An 8,095-nucleotide genomic window follows, 5' to 3' on the forward strand; every position below is an offset into this window, starting at 1 on the left:
CTCCTGGATCGGGACGGCCGCCACCGGAGGCCGCTGCACGGGCGGCTGCTGGGCGGGCGGCTGCTGGGCGGGCGGCTGCTGGACCGGCGGCTGCTGGACCGGCGGCTGCTGGACCGGAAGGTCCTGGACGGTCTCGAACTGCGCCTTGGGGGTGTCGCGCATCGTCTCGGCGGGGATCCGGCCGAACGGGATCGCGGCGGGGGGCTGGTCGGGGAGCGGCGAGCCGAGCAGCGGAGTCGCCGCGAGGTCCTCGGCGTTCGACGTGTACGGCGGCGGAGGCCCGTCCTGAGCTTCCTGCGACATGGTCTGTCCCCTTCTTCCCCGGTGCTTCCACAACCTATCCCGAATGTTCGGACAGGTCCCATTTTGATCTAGTCCATTGGGACGGTCGCTGAACTAGATGCGGCGATGCCGCTTGCGGTTGGCGTTCCGGCGCGAAATGTTCAGTGCCGTCGGGCCACGCGACTTCGGTGAAAGTGAGCTAACGGCTATGCCTGACGACACGGGGACGACCGCGTCGATGCAGACGCGGATCGAGTATCTGGAACGGCTCGGCGACGAACTCGTCGGGCGCGGTCTGCGGGTGAGGCTGACCGTGCCGCTCGGCACGGCGCCCAGCCTGCACGTGATGAACCCTGACGCATCCGCTCTCACGGAGAACATCCTCGCGGAGCGCGGTGCGGACGGCTGGTGGTACTGGTGGTCGTGGGCGGAACGCATCTCCGCCGCAGACGACCTGAACGTGGCGGCCGAACGGGTCGCTCAGGTTCTGGCCGCGGCGCCCACCAGGTGAGAGGCAGGGCGGTGTTCCACACCCACCGCGTGGAACACCGCATCACAAGGGCCTCGGTCACTGGCGGGGCAGCCCCAGGGTGCGTTCGGCGATGATGTTCCGCTGGATCTCGCTCGATCCGGCGTAGATGGTGTCGGAGCGGCTGAACAGCCCGATCCGCTGCAGGTCCGACAGGTCGTAGGGCAGGTCGTCGGCGAGCAGCCCGGCCGGTCCGGCCGCGTCGAGCGCCAGTTCGCCGAGCCGCCGGTGCCATTCCGACCAGTACAGCTTCGCGACGGCCACCTCGGGCCCGGGTTCGCCCGCGCCCAGCGACTTCATGGTGCGCAGCGCGTTCAGCCGCATGATCTCCAGCTCGATCCACGACCTGGTCAGCCGGTCGCGCAGTTCGGCGGCGGTGCCGCAGCGCCGCGCGGTGGCCAGGACGGCCTCGAACTCGCGCCGGAACCCGATCTGCTGCCCCAGTGTCGACGCGCCGCGCTCGTAGCCGAGGGTCGCCATCGCGACCCGCCAGCCCTCGCCGGGCGCGCCGACGATGGCGGTCTTCGCGGTGCGGGCGCCGTCGAAGAAGACCTCGTTGAACTCCGACGTCCCGGTCGGCTGGACGATCGGCCGCACCTCGATGCCGTCCTGCCGCATCGGGACCAGCAGGTAGGACAGCCCTCTGTGCCGTTCGGAGCCCGGTTCGGTGCGGGCGAGGACGAAGCACCAGTCGGACACGTGCGCCAGCGACGTCCACACCTTCTGCCCATGGATCACCCACTCGTCGCCGTCGAGGACGGCCTTGGTCTGCACGTTGGCGAGGTCGGAGCCGGCGTTCGGCTCGGAGTAGCCCTGGCACCAGAGTTCCGCGCCGGACTGGATCGGCGGCAGAAACCGGGCTTGCTGGGCGTCGGTCCCGTGGTCGATGAGGGTGGGGCCGATCAGCCCTTCGCCGATGTGGCCGAGCCGGTGCGGGGCGTGGGCGCGCGCGTACTCCTCGAAGAACACGACCTGCTCGTCGAGGGACGCGCCGCGGCCGCCGTGCTCGACGGGCCAGCCCAGGCACGTCCAGCCGGCTTTGCCGAGGTGACGTTCCCAGGCCAGCCTGACCTCGAACCCCTCGTGTTCGCGTCCGGGGCCGCCGAGCCCGCGCGCCGCGGCGAACTCGCCGGTCAGGGCGTCCTCGAGCCAGGTCCTGACCTCGTCGCGGAAGCCGTCGAGCCGGTCAGCCATCGAAGCGCCCGTACCGGCCCTGGTAGAAGACCAGCGGTTCGCCGTCGTGGTGGACGTCCAGGCCGTGCACCCGGGCCACGATGATCATGTGGTCGCCGGCCAGGTGCTCGGCCTCGATCGAGACCTCCAGCCAGGCCAGCGCGCCGTCGAGCACCGGGGTGCCGGCGGGGGAGGCGGCCCAGGCGACTCCGGCGAACTTGTCGCCGCCCTTCACCGCGAGCTGCTTGCACACCGCGGTCTGGGGTTCGCTCAGCACGTTGATGCACAGGCGCTCGGCCCGGCGCAGCGACGGCCAGGTCGAGCTGGTGTGCGCGACGCAGAAGGCCACGAGCGCCGGTTCGAGGGAGACCGAGGTGAAGGAATTGGCGGCCAGCCCGGTGGGCAGCCCGGTGCCGGGGTCGATGGCCGTGATGGCCACGACTCCGGTGGCGAAGTGCCCGAGCACGTCGCGGAGACGTCGTCCGTCCATCTCGCTCACAGGTGCTGTCGTCATCTCGTCCTCTTCTTAGCCAAGCGCTTGCTTGTTAGAGTAGAAGGGCGCTCGGCGCGGTGTCAATCCGACTAGCCACCCAAGCGCTTGCTCGGTTAGGCTCCGGATCGTGACTTTTCGCGACAGAACGGCCATCGCGGGTGTGGGGTACACGCCCTTCTCCAAGAACTCGGGCGTCTCCACGCTGACCCTCGCCGTCGACGCGATCCTCGCCGCCCTCGACGACGCCGGGCTGACCGTCGCCGACGTCGACGGCATCGCCACCTACCGCGTCGGCGACTCCACCCCGCCCTGGGTGGTCGCGCCCGCGCTCGGAATCCCCGAGGTCACCTGGTACCTCGACCAGTTCGGCGGCGGCAGCGTCTCGCACGGCGTGGTCGGGCAGGCGGCGCTGGCCGTCGCGGCGGGCCTGGCCGAGACCGTCGTGGTCTACCGGGCGATCAACGCGCGCTCGGAGTTCCGGATGGGCGGCACCGGCCGCGGCGCGGCCCCCGTCTTCGACAGCCAGTACCAGGCCCCCTACGGCTACTTCGCGCCGCCGCAGCAGTTCGCGATGTACGCGCGCGCCCATATGAACCGGTACGGCACCACCCATGAGCAGCTCGGCTCGGTCGCCGTCACCCAGCGAGCCCACGCGGTGAAGAACCCGCGCGCCCTGAAACGCGACCCGATCACCCTGGACGACTACCTCGCCTCCCGCTGGATCGCCGAACCGTTCCGGCTGCTCGACTGCTGCCTGGAGACCGACGGGGCGTGCGCCCTGGTGATCACCTCGGCGGAGCGGGCCCGGGATCTGCCGCACCGGCCCGTCCTGATCTCGGGTGCGGCCTGGGGCGGCGGCGACAGCTTTTTCTCCGGAGTTCCCACCGACTTCACCGTGACGGAAGCCGCCCGACTCGCGCCGCGGCTGTATTCGATGGCGGGCGTGGGACCGTCCGACATCGACGTCGCCGAGATCTACGACTGCTTCACCTATTCGGTGATCGTGCAGTTGGAGGACTACGGCTTCTGCGCGAAAGGGGAGGGCGGTCCGTTCGCCGCCTCGGGCGAGGCCCCGCCGTTCAACACGCACGGCGGATTTCTCTCCGAGGGTTATGTGCACGGCGTCAACCATGTGGCGGAGGCCGTGGCGCAACTGCGCGGAACCGCGGGCGACCGCCAGGTGGAAGGAGCCTCGGTGGCCCTTTCCACCGCCCAGCCCGGTTATGTCCTGGCCGGAACCTCGGCCCTCGTCCTGCGGGGAGAATGATCATGCGCATGGAAGCCGACCGCGACTCCGCACCCTGGTGGGACGGGGTGGACCGGGGCGAGGTGCTGCTCCAGCGGTGCCGGGACTGCGGCGTCAAGCGCTTTCCCGCACGCGCGGTCTGCAACCGTTGTCAGGGACGTCAGTCCGACTGGGTTCCCGCCCTGGGCACGGGCCGGGTCTACTCCTGGATCGTCAACCACCAGAAATTCCTGCCGGACGTCCCGACTCCGTACGCCGTGCTCTGCGTCCGATTGGACGAAGGTGAGCACATTCTGATGTACGGCAACCTCGTCGAAGGCGATTCCACTCAGATAACGCAGGGAATGCGGGTCGAGGCGGCCATCGTGGACGGGCTCGTGCAGTGGCGTCCGCTTTCCCGCTGACCGCATTCGGCCACTTCTCTTCCTCTTGACACCCTGTCTCGTTCACCCGAAGGTAACTCGGGAGTAACAAGACGGAGGTCCGTAGATGGAAGCAGTACTGATCGCGGTGATCGCGACTGCTCTGTACTACGTGGGCGTCGCGTTCTTCAAGGTCTCCGGGCAGCAGATGGACGTGCTGCGCGGCACCCGTCCGTTCCGGCTGCTCGGGGCCGTGCTCAGCAGCCGGCTCTGGTGGACGGGGTTCCTGCTCGGGCTGTCGGGGTTCGTGCTGCAGTTCGTCGCGCTGTCGATGCTGCCGCTGACCGTCGCGCAGCCCATCTTCGTCGCCACGCTCGTGGTCAGCCTGGCGCTCGCGTTCGGCTACTTCGGGGAGCGGCTCACCGCCAGGGAATGGGCGGCGCTCGGGCTGTTCGCCGCCGGGACGCTGCTGGTCGCCCTGTCGGTCGTCCCCGCGGAGCGGTCCGACACCGCGACCCCGAGCCTTCCGCTGCTGCTCGCCGTGGCCGTCCCGTCGATCGTGATCGCGGTGCTGACCTTCTCGGCGGGCGACTGGAAGCCCGCGGGACGCCACGCGCGTCCCCTCGCCGGAGTCGCCTACGGGCTCTCCTCCGGGATGCTGATCGGCACGATGGAACTGTCGGTCAAGGGCCTGTCGAACGTCTGGAACGCCCACCAGTCACTGGTCCCGTTCCTGACCGAGCCCTACCTCTACACGTTCTGCGTCGCGGCGGTCCTGGGCCTCGCCCAGCTGCAGATCGCGCTCCAGCGCTGCCGGATGGTGATCGTGCTGACCATCTGCACGGTCGTCGCCAAGACCCAGCTCATCGTCACCGCGACCCTGCTCTACGGCGAGGGCTGGCCGGACTCGCCGCTGCTGAGCGGGCTGCGCGTCGCCGGGTTCGTGCTCGGCCTGTCGGCCCTGGCGTTCTTCCCCCGCTACGAGGACCCGGAACAGCAGATCGACCCCCTCGAACCGGCCCCCCGCTACCTCGGCCAGCCCTACTGACGCCCTCCCGTTCACCCCGCGGACATCTCCGCAACGCGCTGCGCTCAGCTCGTGCACGTGACGGCCGGTTACCTTCCAGCCGACCCCCCGTAACCGCACGTTGAGCGGAGAACAGCGCATGTCGAAGCGGAGATCGGTGCTGGCCCTGGGCCTCGCCGCCGGGACGGCCGCGGCCTTGACCGCCGTCGCCCTGACCACGTCGTCGGCCCATGCCGCCACCACGACCTTCACGCCCGTCGCCGACACCTACGTCGACGCGTCCCACACCGGGACCAACTACGGCACCACCGGCCAGATCGGCATCGACAACTCGCCCGTGAAGCGGGCCTTCCTGCGGTTCACCGTCTCCGGGATCTCCGGGACGGTCTCCGCCGCGAAGCTCCGCGTCCACACCGACGACGTGTCCGGCTCCCAGAGCAGCAACGGCGGCACCTTCAAGGCGCTGTCGAACCTGACCTGGTCGGAGACCGGCACCACCTGGAACGCCCAGCCCGCCATCGACGGCGCCACCCTCGCCACCCTCGGCAACGTCTCCCGCAACGCCTGGTACGAGCTCGACGTCACCTCGCTCGTCACCGGCAACGGCTCCTACAGCATCGCCATCACCTCGACGAGCAGCGACGGAGCCGACTACGACTCCCGCGAGAGCGGCTCGACCGCGCCGCAGCTCGTCCTGACCACCGGCACGTCCCCGTCGCCGACGCCCACCACCACGACCACCCCGCCGTCCGGCGACCCGGTGCTCGTCGGCGCGGGCGACATCGCCGACAGCGGCAGCGGCGACACCGCCACCGCCGCGCTCCTGGACTCCATCCCCGGCACCGTGTTCACGACCGGCGACAACGTCTACACCAACGGCACGGCGTCGGAGTTCAGCTCCTACTACAACCCGACGTGGGGCAGGCACAAGGCCCGCACCCGGCCCGCGCCCGGCAACCACGACTACAACACCTCCGGCGCGACCGGCTACTACGGCTACTTCGGGGCCGCCGCCGGCGACCCGAGCAAGGGCTACTACTCCTACGACATCGGCAGCAACTGGCACGCCGTCGTCATCAACTCCAACTGCGGCTCCATCTCCGGCGGCTGCGGCGCGGGCGGCGCGCAGGAGCAGTGGCTCCGCGCCGACCTCGCCGCCAGCAACCGGCCCTGCACGGTCGCGTTCTGGCACCACCCGCTCTACACCTCCGGCTCCAACCACGCGCCGAGCACGTCGATGCGGCCCATCTTCCAGGCGCTGTACGACGGCAACGCCGACCTGGTCGTCACCGGCCACAACCACCAGTACGAGCGGTTCGCGCCGATGAACGCCACCGGCGGGCTCGACACCGCGCGCGGCATCCGCAGCATCGTCGCGGGCATGGGCGGCGCGCCCTACTACGGGTTCGGCACGATCCAGCCGAACAGCGAGGCCCGCAACAGCGACACCCACGGCGTCCTCAAGCTGACCCTCCACGCCAACAGCTACGACTGGCAGTTCGTCCCCGAAGCCGGCAAGACCTACGCCGACTCCGGCACCACCGCCTGCCACTAGGCCGCGCCTCAGGGGTCTTCGTCCTGCCAGAGGAGACCCGTGAGACGGCCGCGAGTCCGTTCCGTCCGGCCCCGTGCGGGCCGGACGGTCCCTGGGAGGGTGCCGCTGTGTATCTGTCCACGATCGACCGGGCCGCGGTGCCGCGGCGGGGCGCGGTGAGCCGGACGGTCGTCGCGCTCGGCGCCGTCAGCCTCGTCACCGACGTGTCCGCCGAGATGGTCGCGGCGGTCCTGCCGCTGTACCTGATGGCGGGCCTCCAGCTCGGGCCCGCCGCCTACGGGGTGATCGACGGTGTCTACACCGGGGCGACCGTGCTGCTGCGGCTGTTCGGCGGGGTCTTCGCCGACCGGATCCAGCGACGCAAACCCGTCGCCGCCTTCGGGTACGGGCTGTCGGCCGTCGCGAAACTGGGGCTACTGCTGGCGGGGCCCTCGGTGCCGCTGCTCGGCGCGGCCGTCACCGCCGACCGTGCGGGCAAGGGCCTGCGGACCGCCCCCCGCGACGCGCTGATCACCCTGAGCACGCCGCCCGAGCTGCTGGGACGCGCGTTCGGCGTGCACCGGACCATGGACGCCGTCGGCGCGTTCGCCGGGCCGCTGGTGGCGCTCGCCGTGCTCCAGACGTCGGGGCAGCGGTTCGAGCCGGTGTTCATGACCAGCTTCTGCGTCGCCGCGATGGGCGTGGTGCTGCTCCTGCTGTTCGTCACCGACCACCGCGACACCCGCCCCGCACCGCCCCGCTTCTCGGCCGCCGAAGCGCGGATCCTGCTGCGTGGACGGGCCGTGCGACGGCTGCTGCCCGCCGCCGTTCTGCTCGGCCTGGTGACCATCGGCGATGGATTCGTCTATCTGCTCCTGCAACGGAAGAACGACTATGCGCTCGGCTGGTTTCCGCTGCTGGCCGTCGGCACCAGCCTCTGCTACCTGCTGTTGGCCGCGCCGTGCGGTCTGCTCGCCGACCGGTGGGGGCGCGGCCGTGTGCTGCTGGCCGGGTTCGCGCCGCTCATCGGCGTGTACCTGCTGGTCGGGGCCGGGCCGGGCGGGATCGCCGAGACCGTCGGCGTGGTCGCGCTGTACGGGCTGTTCTACGCCACGACCGACGGCGTGCTGATGGCGCTGGCCGGGCCGCTGCTCCCCGAGGAGCTGCGGACCACGGGGATCGCGCTCATCCAGAGCGGGCAGGCGCTCGCCTACCTGGGCTCGTCGGTGCTGTTCGGGTTCGCCTGGCAGCTCTGGGGGGCCGCGCCCGCCGTCCTGACCTGCGCCGCGCTGGCCGTCACGGCCGCCGGAGCGACCCTGATCCTGCTGCGTGAGGAGCCCGCCCGATGAGAACCCGGATCCTGCTGGCCGCGCTCGCGGCCGTCCTGCTCGGCTCGCTGGCCGCCGGGTACGGCGCGCTGATCGGCCTGTCCGCCACCGGCGGTGTCAT

Annotated in this window: 9 protein-coding genes; 6 read left to right on the forward strand and 3 right to left on the reverse strand. The window is 70.7% G+C overall.

Features of this window, described 5'->3' with window-relative positions:
• Nucleotides 1-303: hypothetical protein (locus ACYVE7_RS24525; RefSeq protein ID WP_460367592.1), on the reverse strand; the 303-nt coding region annotated here is incomplete at its 3' end.
• A 187-nt stretch (nt 304-490) separates the two neighbouring features.
• On the opposite strand from ACYVE7_RS24525, the gene ACYVE7_RS24530 reads away from it, so the two are divergent.
• Entirely contained in the window at nt 491-793 is a 303-nt protein-coding gene (locus ACYVE7_RS24530) for a hypothetical protein (RefSeq protein ID WP_460367594.1), read from the forward strand.
• Nucleotides 794-850: 57 nt separating this feature from the next.
• Here the strand turns inward: ACYVE7_RS24530 and ACYVE7_RS24535 are convergent, their stop codons facing one another.
• Nucleotides 851-2,005 carry an acyl-CoA dehydrogenase family protein gene (locus ACYVE7_RS24535; protein ID WP_460367596.1) on the reverse strand — a complete coding sequence of 385 codons (1,155 nt, stop codon included), beginning with the start codon at nt 2,003-2,005 and terminating at the stop codon, nt 851-853.
• Nucleotides 1,998-2,498: a flavin reductase family protein gene (locus tag ACYVE7_RS24540; RefSeq protein ID WP_460367597.1), complete on the reverse strand. Its 501-nt coding sequence runs from the start codon at nt 2,496-2,498 to the stop codon at nt 1,998-2,000. Before ACYVE7_RS24540 ends, ACYVE7_RS24535 begins: the two co-directional genes overlap by 8 nt.
• Nucleotides 2,499-2,601: 103 nt before the next feature.
• On the opposite strand from ACYVE7_RS24540, the gene ACYVE7_RS24545 reads away from it, so the two are divergent.
• The 5 genes from ACYVE7_RS24545 (at nt 2,602) to ACYVE7_RS24565 (ending at nt 7,995) form a co-directional block, all read left to right on the forward strand.
• On the forward strand, nt 2,602-3,744 hold the full coding sequence (locus ACYVE7_RS24545) for a thiolase C-terminal domain-containing protein (RefSeq protein ID WP_460367606.1): 1,143 nt from the start codon (nt 2,602-2,604) through the stop codon (nt 3,742-3,744).
• Between the two features lie 2 nt (nt 3,745-3,746).
• Complete coding sequence (locus ACYVE7_RS24550) at nt 3,747-4,127, forward strand: Zn-ribbon domain-containing OB-fold protein (protein ID WP_460367599.1); 381 nt, start codon at nt 3,747-3,749, stop codon at nt 4,125-4,127.
• Between the two features lie 85 nt (nt 4,128-4,212).
• Nucleotides 4,213-5,133, forward strand: a complete 921-nt coding sequence (locus ACYVE7_RS24555) for a DMT family protein (protein WP_460367601.1) — start codon at nt 4,213-4,215, stop codon at nt 5,131-5,133.
• Nucleotides 5,134-5,251: 118 nt separating this feature from the next.
• Nucleotides 5,252-6,667, forward strand: a complete 1,416-nt coding sequence (locus tag ACYVE7_RS24560; protein ID WP_460367603.1) for a CBM96 family carbohydrate-binding protein — start codon at nt 5,252-5,254, stop codon at nt 6,665-6,667.
• Between the two features lie 107 nt (nt 6,668-6,774).
• Nucleotides 6,775-7,995 carry an MFS transporter gene (locus tag ACYVE7_RS24565; protein ID WP_460367605.1) on the forward strand — a complete coding sequence of 407 codons (1,221 nt, stop codon included), beginning with the start codon at nt 6,775-6,777 and terminating at the stop codon, nt 7,993-7,995.
• Nucleotides 7,996-8,095 lie beyond the last annotated feature (100 nt).

This window comes from Actinocorallia lasiicapitis (assembly GCF_054778695.1).

Bases quoted from the DNA above. Each gene is read 5' to 3' on its own strand.
- ACYVE7_RS24535 (WP_460367596.1), bottom strand. From the start codon at position 2,005: ATGGCTGACCGGCTCGACGGCTTCCGCGACGAGGTCAGGACCTGGCTC.
- ACYVE7_RS24540 (WP_460367597.1), bottom strand. From the start codon at position 2,498: ATGACGACAGCACCTGTGAGCGAGATGGACGGACGACGTCTCCGCGAC.
- ACYVE7_RS24530 (WP_460367594.1), top strand. From the start codon at position 491: ATGCCTGACGACACGGGGACGACCGCGTCGATGCAGACGCGGATCGAG.
- ACYVE7_RS24560 (WP_460367603.1), top strand. From the start codon at position 5,252: ATGTCGAAGCGGAGATCGGTGCTGGCCCTGGGCCTCGCCGCCGGGACG.
- ACYVE7_RS24555 (WP_460367601.1), top strand. From the start codon at position 4,213: ATGGAAGCAGTACTGATCGCGGTGATCGCGACTGCTCTGTACTACGTG.
- ACYVE7_RS24550 (WP_460367599.1), top strand. From the start codon at position 3,747: ATGCGCATGGAAGCCGACCGCGACTCCGCACCCTGGTGGGACGGGGTG.